The sequence below is a fragment of the Mucilaginibacter sp. NFR10 genome (assembly GCF_900100445.1).
Taxonomy (GTDB): domain Bacteria; phylum Bacteroidota; class Bacteroidia; order Sphingobacteriales; family Sphingobacteriaceae; genus Mucilaginibacter; species Mucilaginibacter rubeus.
In genome coordinates, this window is the sequence record NZ_FMTV01000004.1 from 450,978 (window position 1) to 467,452 (window position 16,475).

Annotated in this window: 16 protein-coding genes and 1 tRNA gene; 7 read left to right on the plus strand and 10 right to left on the minus strand. The window is 42.1% G+C overall.

The window, feature by feature from the left end; translation table 11 throughout:
- Positions 1-2: 2 nt before the first annotated feature.
- Both BLP33_RS16430 and BLP33_RS16435 read right to left on the minus strand, forming a co-directional pair.
- A complete protein-coding gene (locus tag BLP33_RS16430) occupies positions 3-902 on the minus strand; it encodes an ABC transporter ATP-binding protein (protein ID WP_090530812.1) in 900 nt (299 codons plus the stop codon).
- On the minus strand, positions 896-1,108 hold the full coding sequence (locus tag BLP33_RS16435; protein ID WP_090530816.1) for a hypothetical protein: 213 nt from the start codon (positions 1,106-1,108) through the stop codon (positions 896-898). The genes BLP33_RS16430 and BLP33_RS16435 overlap by 7 nt, the downstream gene beginning before the upstream one ends.
- Before the next feature lie 241 nt (positions 1,109-1,349).
- Here BLP33_RS16435 and BLP33_RS16440 point away from each other — a divergent pair, with 241 nt between their 5' ends.
- From BLP33_RS16440 to BLP33_RS16450, 3 genes are read left to right on the plus strand one after another with little or no spacing between them, the layout of a single operon-like run.
- Positions 1,350-2,405 carry a sensor histidine kinase gene (locus BLP33_RS16440; protein WP_090530821.1) on the plus strand — a complete coding sequence of 352 codons (1,056 nt, stop codon included), beginning with the start codon at positions 1,350-1,352 and terminating at the stop codon, positions 2,403-2,405.
- A gap of 18 nt (positions 2,406-2,423) precedes the next feature.
- Complete coding sequence (locus BLP33_RS27475) at positions 2,424-3,758, plus strand: 3-keto-disaccharide hydrolase (protein WP_175490034.1); 1,335 nt, start codon at positions 2,424-2,426, stop codon at positions 3,756-3,758.
- 54 nt (positions 3,759-3,812) lie between these two features.
- Complete coding sequence (locus BLP33_RS16450) at positions 3,813-4,547, plus strand: LytR/AlgR family response regulator transcription factor (RefSeq protein ID WP_090530824.1); 735 nt, start codon at positions 3,813-3,815, stop codon at positions 4,545-4,547.
- Between the two features lie 172 nt (positions 4,548-4,719).
- Here the strand turns inward: BLP33_RS16450 and BLP33_RS16455 are convergent, their stop codons facing one another.
- Positions 4,720-6,480 (minus strand): ABC transporter ATP-binding protein, encoded by a 1,761-nt coding sequence (locus BLP33_RS16455; RefSeq protein ID WP_090530827.1) that lies wholly within the window; start codon positions 6,478-6,480, stop codon positions 4,720-4,722.
- Positions 6,481-6,553: 73 nt separating this feature from the next.
- Entirely contained in the window at positions 6,554-7,117 is a 564-nt protein-coding gene (gene frr / locus BLP33_RS16460) for a ribosome recycling factor (RefSeq protein WP_090530830.1), read from the minus strand.
- Positions 7,118-7,268: 151 nt separating this feature from the next.
- On the opposite strand from frr, the gene BLP33_RS16465 reads away from it, so the two are divergent.
- Positions 7,269-7,658, plus strand: coding sequence for a hypothetical protein (locus BLP33_RS16465; protein ID WP_090530833.1), 390 nt, complete (start codon positions 7,269-7,271; stop codon positions 7,656-7,658).
- On the opposite strand, the gene BLP33_RS16470 is transcribed toward BLP33_RS16465, so the two are convergent.
- The 4 genes from BLP33_RS16470 to BLP33_RS16485 all read right to left on the minus strand — a co-directional run bounded on the left by BLP33_RS16470 (position 7,648) and on the right by BLP33_RS16485 (position 11,025).
- Positions 7,648-8,478 carry a sterol desaturase family protein gene (locus tag BLP33_RS16470; RefSeq protein WP_090530836.1) on the minus strand — a complete coding sequence of 277 codons (831 nt, stop codon included), beginning with the start codon at positions 8,476-8,478 and terminating at the stop codon, positions 7,648-7,650. The genes BLP33_RS16465 and BLP33_RS16470 overlap by 11 nt on opposite strands.
- A gap of 137 nt (positions 8,479-8,615) precedes the next feature.
- Positions 8,616-9,407, minus strand: a complete 792-nt coding sequence (gene cdaA / locus BLP33_RS16475; protein WP_090530839.1) for a diadenylate cyclase CdaA — start codon at positions 9,405-9,407, stop codon at positions 8,616-8,618.
- A gap of 102 nt (positions 9,408-9,509) precedes the next feature.
- The gene (locus BLP33_RS16480; RefSeq protein WP_090530843.1) at positions 9,510-9,974 is read right to left on the minus strand and encodes a group II truncated hemoglobin; all 465 of its coding nucleotides are present in this window, start codon (positions 9,972-9,974) and stop codon (positions 9,510-9,512) included.
- 79 nt (positions 9,975-10,053) lie between these two features.
- A complete protein-coding gene (locus tag BLP33_RS16485; protein WP_090530846.1) occupies positions 10,054-11,025 on the minus strand; it encodes a polyprenyl synthetase family protein in 972 nt (323 codons plus the stop codon).
- A 260-nt stretch (positions 11,026-11,285) separates the two neighbouring features.
- Between BLP33_RS16485 and BLP33_RS16490 the strand changes: the two genes are divergently transcribed.
- The 3 genes from BLP33_RS16490 to BLP33_RS16500 all read left to right on the plus strand — a co-directional run bounded on the left by BLP33_RS16490 (position 11,286) and on the right by BLP33_RS16500 (position 13,216).
- Positions 11,286-11,373, plus strand: a tRNA-Ser gene (locus BLP33_RS16490).
- 234 nt (positions 11,374-11,607) lie between these two features.
- Positions 11,608-12,510, plus strand: coding sequence for a helix-turn-helix domain-containing protein (locus tag BLP33_RS16495; protein ID WP_090530848.1), 903 nt, complete (start codon positions 11,608-11,610; stop codon positions 12,508-12,510).
- A 91-nt stretch (positions 12,511-12,601) separates the two neighbouring features.
- A complete protein-coding gene (locus BLP33_RS16500; protein WP_090530852.1) occupies positions 12,602-13,216 on the plus strand; it encodes a YdeI/OmpD-associated family protein in 615 nt (204 codons plus the stop codon).
- A gap of 19 nt (positions 13,217-13,235) precedes the next feature.
- Here BLP33_RS16500 and BLP33_RS16505 read toward each other — a convergent pair whose 3' ends face one another.
- On the minus strand, positions 13,236-14,615 hold the full coding sequence (locus BLP33_RS16505) for a serine hydrolase (RefSeq protein WP_090530855.1): 1,380 nt from the start codon (positions 14,613-14,615) through the stop codon (positions 13,236-13,238).
- A 221-nt stretch (positions 14,616-14,836) separates the two neighbouring features.
- The gene (locus BLP33_RS16510; protein WP_090530858.1) at positions 14,837-16,459 is read right to left on the minus strand and encodes a SusD/RagB family nutrient-binding outer membrane lipoprotein; all 1,623 of its coding nucleotides are present in this window, start codon (positions 16,457-16,459) and stop codon (positions 14,837-14,839) included.
- Positions 16,460-16,475 lie beyond the last annotated feature (16 nt).

Consider the following 16,475-nt stretch of genomic DNA (forward strand, 5'->3'; position numbering starts at 1 on the left):
GCTTAGGCGCTTTGGGTGATATCTAAAAATAGTTTTTCCAGGTCCTTTTGTTGTTTACTGATGCTGTAAACCGTTTGCCCGTTTTTATTGAGCAGTGCGTTGATCTCGCCCATTTGCTGTTTGGAGATGTAGGGTACCAGTAAATGCTCGTCGGTTACTTCGGTAACATTAATATGGTGGCGGGTTAAAAGGTTGGCGGCGTCAACGGTATTTTCGGCATCAACGCGCACCAGTGGTTTGCTGATGGCCTGCAGGTCGGCAACACTGCCCTGAAAAAGCATTGCGCCGTTATTTATAATGCCCACATGCGTGGCCATCCGTTCAATCTCACCAAGCAAATGGCTTGATATAAAAACAGTTTTGCCATGTTGGGCAACAAGCTTTTTCAAAAGCTCGCGGATCTCGATGATACCGTTTGGGTCGAGGCCGTTGGTTGGCTCATCCAAAATCAACAATTTAGGATCGGCCAGCAGGGCCAGCGCAATACCGAGGCGCTGCTTCATCCCTAATGAATATTGCCCGGCCTTTTTATTGGCGGCGGCGGTTAGCTGTACCAGGTCAAGCATATCTTCAACGCGCTGGGCAGGCACCTGCAATAATAAGGCCCTGTTCAATAAATTTTCCCTCCCGGTTAAGTGTTGGTATAAAGCAGGCTGTTCGATAAGCGAACCTATTTGCGAAAGTATGCTGATGCGGTTTGTTTTGATATCCTGCTCAAAAATGTGGATGTTACCTGCATCGGGTTTTAACAGGTTAAGCAGGAGTTTGATGGTAGTGGTTTTCCCGGCGCCGTTGGGACCGAGAAAACCATATATACTTCCTTCCGGAACTTGCAGCGCCAGTGAATTAACTACCTGCTGCTTACCAAAGGTGAAGGAAAGGCCTTCGGTAGTAATTACCATATGTTATTGTTTTTTGCTATTGAGCAAACAGTTTTAACCATTACAAAACCTTTGTGAAACAATGAGGTAGCATGTACTGCTGTGCGGCCAATTATTGCTGTTTCCTTTTTTTGCTCGAACTGGTAGCTTACACCCAAAATAAGGGCAAACATTACCGGGATCAATAACATGATAAAAGGATTTGAATTTTTGATAAGCGTTTTCATTGTGAGTGGTGATTTTATACAACAAAAGAATATTAAAAAAATAACCTGCTAAAATCATTTAGACCAACACACTTTGTTTATAGATGAACGCTTTTATGCACCTTTTAACCAGTTCATCGATAATAAAAGCCAGTTCATCGAAAAAATGGGCCGCTATATATAAATAACAGGCCGATATCATTATCAAAATATTAAATTAGATGCCACACCCCTAAACATAAAAGGGATTTAAAAACAGCGAATGGAGGCTTCATTACCATTACCTAAATCCAGAACCGGAATAAAAACCGCCTGGATAATTTTTTGGCACCTGTTTTTCTGGGCGGCCATTATATCCTTTTTTGTTTTTTTGGCCCGGCTTAATGATGCCATGCTTAGTACCAAGGAGTTACTAGTGATTTTTTTGCTTTATCCTACTATTAATATCAGCTTATTTTATCTTAACTACCTGGTTTTTATACCTAAATTTCTAAATAAAAAACGCTACTGGCAATACGCCACCTTTGTGCTTACAAGCATCATAGTTTACGGCGTAGCCAAATACGGCGTGGGGCTTTTATTTAAAGATATTGTACTGGTGCATCAAAAAGGTCATGTCACCAGTTTTGCTACTTATTTCTACAGCAGTATTTTTACCAGCCTTATATTTGTATTTTTGAGCACTGCACTAAAATTCAGTACAGACTGGTTCCTGAATGAACGCATCCAGCGCGACCTGGAAAATCAGCGCCTTATTGCCGAGCTGGCTTTTCTGAAATCGCAGATCAACCCGCATTTTTTATTTAACTCCTTAAACAGTATTTATTCACTGGCCTATCAGCGCTCAGAAACTACCCCCGAGGCTATTTTAAAGCTTTCGGAAATTATGCGTTATATGCTGTATGAATGTAACGATAACAAGGTTGATCTGAGCAAAGAACTTCAATACCTTCAAAACTATATCGACCTGCAAAAGATCCGCTTTGGCAGTAAGGCCTTTATTGATTTTAAGGTAGATGGCAATATCACCGATCAAAAAATAGAACCTTTGCTACTGATCGCTTTTATCGAAAACGCTTTTAAGCATGGCGTTGCAAATGATATCAACTCACCTATAAAGCTACTTATTAACGTGGCGGATGGTAAACTGCATTTCTACATCCAAAATAAAAAACATAACAATAACCGTGATGCTGTAGGTGGAATTGGCTTGATAAATGTGCAGCGCCGGCTCAACCTGCTTTACCCCAACAGGTACTCTTTAAAAATAAGGGATGAAGAATATACTTACACCTGCGAATTATCAATAGATTTATAGTTATAACCCATTATAACCATGACCTGTTTGAAAAAATTGCTCCCAACCCTGTTTCTTGCAGCATCGGCCATTACCGCATCTGCACAAACCGATCCTAAAGCAACCGAAGTTTGGGACCCTGAGCCTGAAGTAGTTTTACCGGGCGCCGGCAACAAGCCGCCATCTGATGCTATTATTTTGTTTGATGGCAAAAATTTGGACAAATGGACAGATCAGAAAGGTAACAAACCGGGCTGGATAGTAAAGGACGGTATTGTAACCGTTAAGCCGGGCAGCGGCTCTATCATCACCAAACAAAACTTTGCCGATTGCCAGCTGCATATTGAATGGCGCACCCCGGCTGTTGTTAAAGGCGAAGGACAGGAGCGTGGCAACAGCGGCGTAATTATGCAAAGCCGCTACGAACTGCAGATCCTCGACAGTTATAAAAACCGTACCTACTCAAACGGGCAGGCCGGTTCTGTTTATAAACAATACCTGCCGCAGGTAAATGCCTCGCTTAAACCAGGCCAGTGGCAAAAGTATGATATCATTTATACCGCCCCACGCTTTAATATCGACAGCTCTGTTAAAACACCGGCTTACATTACCGTATTACACAATGGCATACTGATACAAAACCATGTAGCTATAAAAGGAACAGTGGCGCATGTTGGTCAGCCCAAATATCAAAAACACGCCTTCGCCTTACCCTTGTTGCTGCAGGAGCATGAGTTTCCGGTATCATTCCGCAATATCTGGATCAGGGAGATTGGGGTTCAAAAATTGTTAAACGGCAAGGATAAAAAGGGTTGGTATACCTACCTGGATACTTTAGGCAAGGATAATGATGTACATAACAACTTTGCCATTGAAAATGGCATGGTGCATGTAATGGGCAAGTATTTTGGTTATATGGCCACCAAAAAATCGTACGATAATTATTACCTGAAAGTAGTATTTAAATGGGGGAGCAAGCAATATCACCCACGCGAAAAGGGCGTACGCGATGCAGGTATTTTATATCATTTTGGAGAGGGGGATAAAGATATCGTATGGCCAAGATCGATAGAATGCCAGATCCAGGAAGGTGATTGCGGCGATATTTGGTGCGTACAACATACTAATGTGGTTACGCCCAATAAATCGGCCATTGAGTGGGACCAGCAGCGTGTTTACCGCACCGCCAATTTTGAAAATCCGCGCGGCGAGTGGAACACCATCGAAATCATTTGCAATGGCAACCAGATTGAACATTATGTTAACGGACATTTGGTGAACTGGGGAATAGCCTCATTATCGCACGGTCGCATCCTTTTACAATCGGAAGGCGCCGAAATCTGGTATAAATCTGTTGAATTGACGCCGTTATAACAAAACAGCACATTAAAAAATTTAGAATAACCATTATTACATTATTTTTACGCTATGATCAGATGTTTGGTAGTTGACGATGAGCCTTTGGCGCTGCATATTTTGGAAGATTATATTTCCAAGATGCCTTTTTTGCAATTGGTTAAAGCTACAACCAACCCCATCGAAGCGCTTACCATGGTGCAGGCCGCCGAAGCTGACCTTGTGTTTTTAGATGTTCAGATGCCCGAGCTTACCGGCATTCAATTTTTGAAGATCGCCAACGGCAAAGCCAAGGTTATTTTAACTACAGCCTACCCGCAGTACGCGCTTGAAGGCTATGAGCTTGATGTAGTTGATTACCTGTTAAAGCCTATCGCATTTGATCGCTTTTTTAAATCGGTACAAAAAGCACAAAGCATTATCCAGCCGGTTGCAGCCAAACCACAGGTAGTGATGCAGGCCGAACCCGTGCAGCAGGATGATTTTTCAACCGATTTTATCTTTGTAAAAACCGAACATAAGATCCAGAAGGTATACCTGCATGATATTATGTTTATTGAGGGTTTAAAGGATTATATAAGCATTTTCACCTCTGCCGAGCGGATTATTACCCTGCAGGGCATGAAAAAGATGGAAGATGCGCTGCCCGAGAAACATTTTGTACGTGTACATAAATCATACATTGTAGCCCTCAATAAAATAGACAGTATTGAACGGAGCCGCATCCAGATCGGCGACAAGATCATCCCTGTAGGCGATACTTATCGCGATGAGTTTTTCAGGATGATTGAGAATAAAAATATTTAAACTTGGGTATTTGGGATTGCTAATGCGGTTTTAAACTCAATAAATATTGAAGGAAAAATGACATTAGTATATAGAAGCTGTTACGGGCAAATAGCAAAAACGTAGAAGACTTACGAAGTTTTTGAAACTTCGTAAGTCTGGATTTCCTAATATCAATCTGCTTTTTGTGCTTTTAATCCAGTGCGTCTACCGTATCCTTTTCCCCTATCTGTTGCCTCCACATAGCATAATATAACCCTTTCTGGGAAATGAGATCGGCATGCTTGCCCGATTCAATAATACGGCCTTTCTCCAATACGTAAATACTATCAGCATGCATAATGGTTGATAGCCGGTGAGCGATGAGGATAGTAATATGGTTCTCTTTTTCAGATACGTTACGGATAGTTTCGGTGATCTCCTCCTCAGTGATAGAATCAAGGGATGACGTAGCTTCGTCAAATACCAGGATATCCGGCCGGCGTAATAAAGCACGGGCTATTGACAGGCGTTGTTTTTCACCGCCAGATACTTTTACACCACCTTCGCCAATTACAGTGCTTAAACCTTTATCGGCCCGGGCCAGCAGGGTTTGGCATGCGGCACGCTGCAGCACATCCATACATTCCTCATCGGTAGCATCCGGGCGTACAAACTGCAGGTTTTCACGGATGGTACCCGAAAATAGTTGCGTATCCTGGGTTACGAAGCCTATTTTTTCGCGCAGCTGATCAAGGTCGATTTCTTTACTTAATGTGCCGTTGTATAAAATATCGCCCTGCAAAGGCTGATATAAACCAACCAATAATTTAACGAGCGTAGTTTTGCCCGAACCGGAAGGACCAACAAAAGCGATCGTCTCGCCCGAATTGGTTTCAAAGCTGATATGGTTAAGCGCGTTACGATTCGCGGTTAAGTGTTTAAAGCTAACGTCATTAAATGTTAAGGTATTCACTTTTTCAAGCAATACAGGTTTTTCGGGCTTTTTATCAATAGGAATACTCAATATCCGGTTAAAGTTACCAAGGGAAACCTCAGCCTCACGCCAGGAAAGGATTACATTGCCTAACTCCTGCAAAGGGTTAAATAAAAAGAACGAATAGAATAAAAAGCTGAAATATTGACCCGGAGAGATAGTCTCTTTGAAGATAAGCATTAACAGCACCACCACCATCACACTGCGCACAAAGTTTACGGTAGTGCCCTGTACAAAGCTCATGCTGCGTACATACTTCACTTTTTTCAGTTCCAGGTCGAGAATTTTGTAGGTAGTATTATTCAACCGTGCTATTTCCTGTTTTGCCAGGCCCAAACTTTTTACAAGCTCGATATTCCTTAGCGATTCGGTTGTTGAACCTGCCAGCGCTGTTGTTTCGGCCACAATTGTCTTTTGGATTTTCTTAATTCTCCGGCTCATGGCCATACTCACAAAAGTGATGATGGGTATCGCGGCGAAATATACCAGGGTAACCTTATAGCTCACGCTCACCGAGTAAACGATAACAAATACCATCCCGATGAGCGACACAAAAAGGATCCCGATAAAAGAGGTGATAAACTTTTCGCAATCTAAACGTACCTTTTGCAATATGCCCAAAGTTTCGCCGCTTCGCTGGTCTTCAAATACCTGGTAGGGCAACTCAAGCGAGTGCTTTAAACCATCGGCATACATCTCAGCGCCTACCTTTTGGGTAATGATATTGGTAAAATAATCCTGGAAGTTTTTAGCTATACGCGATATCATGGCAACACCAATAGCAGCGCCAACCAGCATCAGCACCTGGTTAAGGTATGCGTCATATTGTAGCTTACTGCGTTGTTCAATAACACGGTCAACAATACGCCCGGTTATCCATGGGTCGAGCAGTGAGAAGCCTATATTCATCGCCGCCAGGAAAAGTGCAAATACAACTATCCAGCGGTGTTTTTTTAAGTAAGAGATTAATACATTCATGTTTCAACGGCAAACATAAAAAAAGGGAATGGCTAAGTAGCTCATTCCCTTTTAATTTGACACAAGGTTAATATTAAACCGTCATGATATCTTTTTCTTTAGCTTCTGAAAGCTGATCAACTTTAGCAATATAAGCATCAGTAAGTTTTTGAACTTCAGCTTCGCCTGTCTTTATTTCGTCTTCAGAAACACCTTCTGATTTTAATTTTTTGATCTTTTCGTTAGCATCTTTACGGATGTTACGAACAGCCACCTTACCGGTCTCAGCCTCGGCTTTAGCTTTTTTAACCAAATCACGGCGGCGCTCTTCGGTAAGCGGCGGTACATTAATACGGATAATGATACCATCGTTTTGAGGGTTAACACCTAAATTAGCTTCTTTAATGGCTTTTTCAATAGGGTTTAACAATGATTTTTCCCATGGCTGAACAACAATGGTACGGGCATCAGGGGTGTTAACACTACCTATCTGGCTTAGTGGTGTTGGGGTACCATAGTAATCAACCCTGATATCGTCAAGTAATGAAGGGCTTGCCTTACCTGCACGTATTTTATTTAATTCGCTATCTGCATGGTCAATGGCCTTTTCCATCAAGGCCTTTGCATCGTTCACTTGTTTTTTAATGAGTTCGCTCATCGGTTTTTAAATTTTCCACAAAAGTAATAAAATCTATCAGTTTATGGCTTTGGTATTTGGGTTCAATTCAAAAGCATTTAACATCTAATAACATTATTTAACATTTAAATATTATTGAATGATAGGTATATTAGTATAAAATAATATCACCATGAAAAAAACCTTAATCCTTGCTGCTATCATAGCCTGTGCAGGCCAGCTTAAAGCACAAAACCTCAATAAGGCACCTAAAAACAATAACGCTGCCGATAAGCTATTTAACTTGAAACCATTAAAGGCTGATACTAATCTGTCTAAACTTATCCCAACGCTTCCCCCAAACGTTTTTTTTAATCATAACAATACACTACTGAACACCCACGAACTTATTGCAGATGAGCCCGTTTACAGCCGGATGCCGATTGTTAAAACTTACCCAAACGACAACATGCCGATTGTTAAAACTGACGAACCCGGGATAAAATACCATATGCTCATTAAAAGAATAGATGTTGTTAATCCGGATACTGCCGGGGTAAAAAAGGAAAAAGTTACTCCGTAGCCAGTTCGTCTGACAATAGTCCCTGGTCTCCTTTACACTTCACTTTTTCGTGCTTTTCAACCACCTGTTCAAAGCTCTTTTCATAATCGGGGTGATTAGTGCCCATCAGCCTGTCCCATATATTGAAATATAAACCATAATTGCATTTAACTAATCGGTGGTGCATATTATGATGCGTTGAAGTATTGTGCCATTTAAACAGTTTATGCGTAGTAAACCCCTGGGGAAAAAGCTCATAGCCCAGATGACCGGTCACGTTTAATAGCAACGAATACAAAGAAAATATAGTAAGCGCTGTGCCGTGATAGGGAATAGTAAAGGCGATAAGCGGTACAATCCCAATCTCCACTACGGCTTCCAGCGGATGGAAAGCATGCGCGGCAAATGGTGTCGGATTAGTTGACAAATGATGCGTTTTATGCATCAGCTTAAACAAAGGCTTCCAGTGCATAGCCCTGTGTGTCCAGTAAAAGTAGGTGTCGTGCATCAGGATCATCAGCCCTATACTCAAAAAATAATAAACATATCCTTTATCGCTGATGTTTGGATAGATCCTTGTTAAATGCTGCTTACTGGCGTAGATCACCAACAGGATCACCGCACCAAATATCAGTATAGTAAAAAACGAATAAACGATTTCGCGACGGATATGCTTGCTTTCGGGATAGCGTTGCTGAATTTTTGAATACCAATATGTTCGTCTTCTCCACACGTAAAAAAAGAAGTATAATGCCCCGGCAAATACCAGGTAACGCCCTGCTATCGAAAGCAGGACCCGGGAGATTTCTGTTATTTTATCGATGGAGGGTTGCAGTGGCATTGTTAATTTAACACTGATTATTTTGATTCACAATATAGCAATCCTTTATTAGCTTAGAGGGCACAAGTACGCCCCGCTCTTGCAACCACACAATACTTGCGCCAGTTAAAGGCGCATCCTGTCTTATTTTTATCCGATTAAAAATCCTTATTTAAAACTTTTTCCAGCTCTGCGAAGCTGATATTCATTTTAATCCGGCCTTGTTTGGCATACGAGATCTCACCGGTTTCTTCAGATACAATGATCGCCGTGGCCTCATTTGCCTCTGTAACACCAATACCTGCCCTGTGGCGCAGGCCGAACTGCGCCGGCAGATCAGTTTTTTCGGTAAGCGGCAAAATACAACTTGCCGATTTAATCTTATTCTCCGAAATCACCACCGCACCATCATGCAGCGGACTGGTTTTCTGAAAAATACTTTCCAACAATCGCTTTGAAATTTTGGCCTCCACCACCTCGCAACTGTTTTGATAAAACTGTTCGTCATAATACTTGGCGAAAACAATGAGCGCCCCCGTGCGGGTTTGCTTCAGGCTTTTGCAGGCATCAATTATTGGCTTGATCCTGGCGTAATTATTTTTCTCAACTTCCGATTTTCCGAAGAAATATTGCCACCAGGCTTTATTGCGTTGGAGTGAAGCATTTTTACCTACCAATAATAAAAATCGCCTTACTTCCTGTTGAAAAACCACGATAATGGCAATGATCCCCACATCAACAAATTTGCCCAGGATAATGGTAAGCAGCTTCATATCCAAAGCCTTCACCACAAAATTGAGGGCAAAGATCACTGCAAACCCAATAAAGATATTAGCTGCAATGGTTCCCCTGATAAGGTTATACAACTGGTAAATGATCAAAGCCACCAGCAATACATCAAGAATAGAAAAGAAACCTATTTTAGGGAAGAGGGATTGTATGGACTGCATTTACGAAGTTAATAAGTTTACCCGAACATAAACGCCGAAAGAGCAGTAATTATGATGTGCTACTCTTGAACACCGGTCATTTTACATACGCGTTTTATTATTTCAGGGAATGTATGGCCCTCCCGGCACGCCCCAGTCCCATTTCGGCATAGGCGTATCCGGGCTTTCTGTAGTATTATCTGTTTGGGAGTTCAGCATTGCTATCCGCGTACCCCACTCAAGGTAAGCCATAAAAGCTGAGCGAAATTCCGGATCATCGGGCAGTGAAAGTTCATCAGCAGTTTGCAGCAACAGTTCAATCCAGCGCTTGCGGTGCGCTTCGGTTAAATGCTTTTGCAAATGTTTATTGATCATGGCATAATGGCTGCCTTCAGTTTCGCTGTAGGTTTTAGGGCCGCCAAAAACTTCACTTACAAAATGCGCCACATGAATCCGGTGCTGGGGCGACATATGCTTAAATACGGGTTCCAACAGCTCATCGTCCAAAACCTTATCATAAAACTTGTTGAAAAGCAGTTCAAAAGCAGGTGTACCACCCGCCCATTCAAACAATGTAGGGATTGTCATAAGTGTAAAAACCGGTTGTGATAAAGATAGGGAGTGCATCTTTAAAAAACCAGTTATTTATACGCAGCAATAAAATTGATTATTTGTCCCGTTCGGTAGTAAACCTAACCAGTTGCTCCAGCCCGCGGTGCGAATCACTGTCGGGAAAAGTGTTCAGGATTTCGAAAGCCTCCTCCTGGTACTTTTTCATCTGGGTTTCGGCGTATTGTAAGCCACCGGTATCCTTCACAAATTTGATGATTTCAGCAATCTTTTTAGGATCTTCATTATGGTTCTTCACCAGGTTGATCACCCTCTTTTTTTCTGAACTGCTGCAATTGGCCAGGGCGTAAATAAGCGGCAGGGTAACTTTTTTTTCTTTGATATCGATACCTAACGGCTTACCCACATCATCAGTTCCGAAATCAAACATATCATCCTTGATCTGGAACGCGATACCTATTTTCTCGCCGAAGAGGCGCATTTTTTCAATCACCTCGTCACTGGCCCCTGCCGACGCAGCACCGCAGGCGCAACAGGATGCAATAAGCGAAGCGGTTTTCTGCCTGATCACTTCATAATAAACAGGTTCACCAATATCCATGCGGCGCACCTTTTCAATTTGCATCAGTTCACCCTCGCTCATTTGCTTAACAGCATCCGAAACAATACGCAGTAATTGAAAATCGTTGTTATCGATAGAAAGCAGCAAGCCTTTTGAAAGCAGGTAATCACCCACCAAAACAGCTATCTTATTTTTCCATAAAGCATTGATAGAGAAAAAGCCGCGGCGTTGGTAGGAGTTATCAACCACATCGTCATGCACAAGTGATGCCGTATGCAACAGCTCAACCAATGCCGCCCCGCGGTGCGTTGCCTCATTGATGCCCCCGCAAATGCTGGCCGAAAAGAACACGAACATTGGGCGGATCTGCTTGCCTTTACGCTTTACAATGTAATGTGTGATGCGGTCAAGCAGCGGAACGGAACTTTTCATTGAGTTCCTGAATTTCTCCTCAAACGCATCAATATCAGCAGCAATAGGTTTTTTAATGTCGTTGATGCTCAGCATTGCAACCAAAACAGTATTTTATGTTAACCACCGCCATGTGACAGTGCGGAGCAAACATAAGCTAAAATTATGTATCTGCATTACGGCCTAATATTTTTTACTCAAATTAAACCAAAGCATACCATAACTGTCATACTTGCGCGAGTGCAATTTTTATAAGTAGAGTTAAGTTTTTGTGAAAGCGAAGCCGGTTAAAACGGGCTTCGCTTTTTTATTGATAGTAAGGGCAAATATTTTACCTTTGCAATCCGCATTTACACGGAGAGGTGTCTGAGTGGTCGAAAGAGCACGCCTGGAAAGTGTGTATACTCCAAAAGGGTATCGAGGGTTCGAATCCCTCCCTCTCCGCTTAACCAATTAAGGCCCGGCAATAGCTGGGCTTTGGTGTTTTATAACCTCGACAAAAAATCCGGATATGTTCTAAATCTCTTCGCCCATTTCAAAACACGTTGACAACAGCACATATAGACGTGAAAATCATTTAATATTAGCGGTTGCAGTCAGTGAGCTTTATGTTACACCGGTAAATGAAAAACATTTTCTTTTCCTACTTTAGGAGCAGCGCTTATTGTAGTGCATGTTATGGCGAAAATAAAAAATGCCCTTTCTTATTACACAGAAATCAACGATTTTCTGGCTTCTATTCCATGGCCCGCACGAACAACCGATCCAGACTTTTACTGTTTGAGGCTAAAACCCCTCGATCAGGATCTGCAGGTATACCGCCCGCCTTTTAAACGTTCATTTTACTTTTTCGCGCTGCTATCCAATTCCGGCAAGGTTGAGGTTAACTATGGCGATCAGACGGTTCATAACCCGGATTCCTATCTCGTTTTTCATTCTCCCAACCTTGTATATAGTTTTGCTCATAACAATGCCTTGAAGGGGTATATAATCTATTTTACGCAGGAGTGTTTCTCATTCTTCAAACCTGACTTCCATCAACAGTTCTCTTTATTCGACCCGCTGCATACTAACCTGTTCAAGTTTGACCACGCTGTATTTGACCACCTCGCACCACATTTTGAAGCTGTATTTACTTCTTACGAAAGATCGGCCAGGGAACAACATATTGAAGCAAAGATAAAGTTACTTGGCCTGCTCTATTACCTGGAAGACTTTGCGTTAGAAAACAAAAAGGATATTCCCCGGGCTACAGCGCAGCAAGTATTGTTGCGTAAATTTATTCAGTTGATTGATAACCACTACATCCATAAGCGCACCGTGCAGGAATACGCAGATCTGCTCTCTGTCACCGCTAACCATCTCTCCCGATCTGTAAAGCATGTTTCTGGCAAAAATGCGCTTACTTTTATTGCCGAACGCCTGGCCGGCGAAGCCAGATCGCTTATTCAATACACCGACTTTTCGGTCGCTGAAATTGCCTATCAACTCAACTTTTCAGACCCAACTAATTTTGGCAAATTCTTCAAAAAGCAGGTAGGTGTATCGGCTTCAGAATTCCGGAAACGACGTAGGAATTAAATTGACCAGTTTATCCAAGTTTTCGACTAAATCGTCTGCATCAGTTTTAGTTTTTTTGTTCTCGCAATCGTTAACATTAAAATTTAACTTTATGGACCATAATTCGGCTGTGGATGTTTACATAGCTAACTCAGAAGATTTTGCAAAACCGATCCTTGAGCATTTACGAAGGCTTATTCATGAAAATTGCCCGGGTGTTAAAGAAACAATAAAATGGAGCTTGCCTCATTTTGATTACAATGGTGACAATATGTGTGTAGCGGCTTCCTATAAAAATCATTGCTCTTTCACATTCCTGAAGGCGGAACTGATGACTGATCCGCGCCTAAAGGCGAATAAAGACTTAAAGCCGGTCCAAAGATTTTTGGGTAAGATAACAAAGCTATCGGATCTGCCGCCTGATGATGAACTTATAGCTATGCTTAAAGAAGCCATACAGATAAACCAAAAAGGTATTAAAATAAAGAGAGAGAAGCCGGGATCTGATAAACCAAGGGTTTTGGAAATACCCGATTACCTGCTTGCCGCGTTAGCATCTAAACCCGAAGCAAAAGAGATTTTTGAAAGTAAATCTAACTCTTTCCGCAAGGAGTATATTGTTTGGATTACCGATGCAAAAACCGACGAAACACGGCAAAAAAGAATCAATGAAGCGTTAGAATGGATTGCTGAAGGAAAAGGCAGGTTTTGGAAACACCAAAAATAGACATTTAAGCGATTGCTCCTCAACGCCTGAGCGCCTCAATCATCCCTGCTGCGTTCTTATTTTCAGGATCGATTTCCAGTGCTTTTTTATAGTTAAGCAAAGCCTGTTCTTTATCATTCTTGCTTTGAAAAGCTTGCCCGATAAGTTCGTATGCATAAGATTTATCTCCTGCCCTTGCCGGTAATTCGGCTGCCAGGCGGTAGATGCGGATGGCATCATCATAGTGCGCACGGCGGCCCACATATTTTCCGGTGCTAATGAGATCGCCTATCTCGAAGCTAAAATCATATTTGTCCTGATGATATGCTTTCAGTTCATGATAGTAAGCTAAACCGCTGTCGGCGCTGGTCAGCATCTTCTCCCTGATCTCCAGGTAAAAAGATTTCTTAGGCACGATTACCGGTTTGTTTTGCAGAACATTCATCAGTGCGGTTTTAAGTGGGAGCACTTTCATCTGCTGGTTATTTGTCATCATCACAATGGTGATGCTATCGGGCAGCCAGCTGTAAATAGTAGCTTCATAATTGCTATTGGAGCCCTGATGCTGATGCCAGATGAGTTTGCCATTCTCAAAACCGGTTGAACCCAGACTGCTTTCTCCGCCCGGAAAATTAACTGCCAGTTCGGCTAAAGATTTCTCTGACAAAATCCTGTAATGCTCCAGCGCTTGTGTCCATTTGTACAAATCGTCTATAGGCAAACGCACCCAACCGCTCATTACCTGGCCGTAAGGTGTATTTTGTCCGTTGTTGTCAAAAGCCTGCGCCATCCCCGGCGAACCTACAGGATAATCTACCACTGTATGGCTCATACCTGCCGGTTCAAAAATGTTTTTTGCCAGGAATTGGGCATAGCTATTTTTGCTAACCTTTTCAATAATGCGCATTTGCAGGTAAACATTGGCGTGATTGTAGATGTAACCGGTGCCCGGAGCAAGCGCAAGTTCTTTTACAGACCGGAGATAGTTATATAAGGCCGAATCTGTATCGCCTACTGTTGACTGCGGCAGCGGAATGCCGCTGGTATAATTAATAAGATGCCTGATCTTTACCTGCCTGGCCCAGCTCGGAAATTCGGGAAAATAGAGGGACAAGGGATCATCCAGCGAAAGCTTGCCTTTTTCTTTTAGTATCATGATACCTGCACCGTTAAACTCTTTGCTAACCGAACCGATATCAAATCGCAGGGAATCATGCAGCGGGGTAGTTTTGTTGCCGTTGGCAAAACCCAATGAATGGCGGTAAATGATATTGCCGCCCTTTGCAACCAGGATGTTGCCATTATAAATGCCTCGCTGATAGGCCAGTTGCATTACAGAATCTATACGTTGTGTTAAAGACTGGGCTTCGCTTAAAACAGCGTTCGTGCCGATCAGGAGCAGGATAATTAATCTTTTCATATGGTGAATTAAAGACGTTTCATTTTTCAAAACGTTACCGTTTCGCTCAACTTTCCGGATAAGTTTATATCAACATGTGTTGGGTTTTAAGTCATAAATATTTTGCGATTAAAGAGATAACTAACTGCAAGGTATACCCTCGCATCAGGCGGCGATATACAAACACAAAAAAAGCCGCCCACAAGCGTGGGCAGCTCCTCAATCAACTATTATCTGGTATCTCACTTTACATCCCAGAAGATCTTTGTTGTACGGGTATCTTTTGCTTTTACATCATTATAATGACTGTTAAAGCCAGTTTCGACACTTGGATATACCAAGCGGGTTGGCGGCGTAGTGTAATTGGCCAATTTACCGGTACTTGGAAACGTAAGTTTAGGGTATTTTGTGCGTCTGTATTCGCTCCAGGCCTGGGTACCTTGCATAAAGCCAAAATGCACCCATTTCTGTATCCATATTTTTGTCAGCTTCTCTGTTTGTGAACCCGTATACAGCACAGTTGGTCCGCCCGCAACCGTCGTGGTGTTATTCAGAAGAAATGCTTGTACATCTGCTGCGCTCAATGTTGGCTTAACACCGGTACCTAAACTATTCAGATAAAAATAGAAATAAACAGATTGGCTTACCGCGGTTTCGTATGCCTTTTTAGCATCACCGCCTCCCCAACGCTCAAAAGCTTCAGCTTTCAGGAAGTTAACTTCAGGCGCAGTCATCACGATACCTGGAAGTTTATTATTGGTTAAAAAAGTGGTTGGGTTAACAACTGAATACTGAGTAAAAGTTCTTGAACCTTCCTCACCTGGCATTGTTACTACCTGTGCCCTATAATCTTTGTTCGGTTTCGGATTATTCGGATCTGTCATATCTACACCCTTATCAAATATTACAGGTATCCTGGGGTCATTAGCCGGCAACATTACAGTGTTTAACATATAATCAGGCGCACCATTGCTATTCCCCTGGGTAAGAGCGTCTTGTAATGATCCTGTGTAAGTAGTTAATGGAGTAAGTAACACATCTGTAGAAGCAGGATTGTAATTAGCAGCATTACCGCCGTCAATCAATGGATATGAAGTTGGGTCAGCCAGCATTTTAGCTACTTCAGCTTTTGATCCGGCTTCGTCATAAAAAGACATACGCATTAGTAATCGCAACCGGATAGAGTTAGCATACCTCCTCCATTTATCAACACTACCACCTAACAAAATATCCTGTTGTTTAAACGCCTTAGTGGCCTGATCTGATAATGTAGCTGTTTTAAAATAGGTTGAAGCAGCATCCAAACCAGCGATGAAGCTTTTGTAAAGCGCTATCTGATCATCAAACTTAGGGTTTTTAACCGTTGCGCTTGTTTCAAGGCTGCCAGCCTCGCTAAACGGAATATCGCCCCAGCAATCAACCATTTGTGATGCCTGATCATATAAAGTTACCCGGGCAGCATTCATAATCACATCATTAGTTGCCTTATCTGTAGCCGACATTTGGTTATACGTAACTTCCATTGTGCGATACAACGCCATTACACCATTGGCCGAACCGTTTGGATGGTAAAAATCCTCCCAGCGGTTACCCATATAACCATCATTAGGCTGATAAACAGTGTTGGTATTTGGTAAATACGAGGTTTGTGCAAAATAACTTGTAGCGGTTAATACAAACGTTCTGTACTGCCAGTATTCAGCTCTTACCCTGGTATTGTTTAACATACCGGTAAACATGTAAGGGATTGTTACAACTGCTGTTTTTTCCGGGTTATTAAATTTTTCGTCGATGCTTTTTTTGCAGCTTCCCAATGATAAAGCAAGCAGCAACGCATATCCTATATTTTTAAAATTCTTTTTCATAATTAATGACTTGTGC

Excerpts from the sequence above, each read along its gene's own strand:
- cdaA (WP_090530839.1), bottom strand. The coding sequence starts at position 9,407 with ATGCAGTCCATACAATCCCTCTTCCCTAAAATAGGTTTCTTTTCTATT.
- BLP33_RS16430 (WP_090530812.1), bottom strand. The coding sequence starts at position 902 with ATGGTAATTACTACCGAAGGCCTTTCCTTCACCTTTGGTAAGCAGCAG.
- frr (WP_090530830.1), bottom strand. The coding sequence starts at position 7,117 with ATGAGCGAACTCATTAAAAAACAAGTGAACGATGCAAAGGCCTTGATG.
- BLP33_RS16505 (WP_090530855.1), bottom strand. The coding sequence starts at position 14,615 with ATGAAAAGATTAATTATCCTGCTCCTGATCGGCACGAACGCTGTTTTA.
- BLP33_RS16480 (WP_090530843.1), bottom strand. The coding sequence starts at position 9,974 with ATGACAATCCCTACATTGTTTGAATGGGCGGGTGGTACACCTGCTTTT.
- BLP33_RS16495 (WP_090530848.1), top strand. The coding sequence starts at position 11,608 with ATGGCGAAAATAAAAAATGCCCTTTCTTATTACACAGAAATCAACGAT.
- BLP33_RS16470 (WP_090530836.1), bottom strand. The coding sequence starts at position 8,478 with ATGCCACTGCAACCCTCCATCGATAAAATAACAGAAATCTCCCGGGTC.
- BLP33_RS16440 (WP_090530821.1), top strand. The coding sequence starts at position 1,350 with ATGGAGGCTTCATTACCATTACCTAAATCCAGAACCGGAATAAAAACC.
- BLP33_RS16455 (WP_090530827.1), bottom strand. The coding sequence starts at position 6,480 with ATGAATGTATTAATCTCTTACTTAAAAAAACACCGCTGGATAGTTGTA.
- BLP33_RS16465 (WP_090530833.1), top strand. The coding sequence starts at position 7,269 with ATGAAAAAAACCTTAATCCTTGCTGCTATCATAGCCTGTGCAGGCCAG.
- BLP33_RS16485 (WP_090530846.1), bottom strand. The coding sequence starts at position 11,025 with ATGCTGAGCATCAACGACATTAAAAAACCTATTGCTGCTGATATTGAT.
- BLP33_RS16510 (WP_090530858.1), bottom strand. The coding sequence starts at position 16,459 with ATGAAAAAGAATTTTAAAAATATAGGATATGCGTTGCTGCTTGCTTTA.
- BLP33_RS16450 (WP_090530824.1), top strand. The coding sequence starts at position 3,813 with ATGATCAGATGTTTGGTAGTTGACGATGAGCCTTTGGCGCTGCATATT.
- BLP33_RS16435 (WP_090530816.1), bottom strand. The coding sequence starts at position 1,108 with ATGAAAACGCTTATCAAAAATTCAAATCCTTTTATCATGTTATTGATC.
- BLP33_RS16500 (WP_090530852.1), top strand. The coding sequence starts at position 12,602 with ATGGACCATAATTCGGCTGTGGATGTTTACATAGCTAACTCAGAAGAT.
- BLP33_RS27475 (WP_175490034.1), top strand. The coding sequence starts at position 2,424 with ATGACCTGTTTGAAAAAATTGCTCCCAACCCTGTTTCTTGCAGCATCG.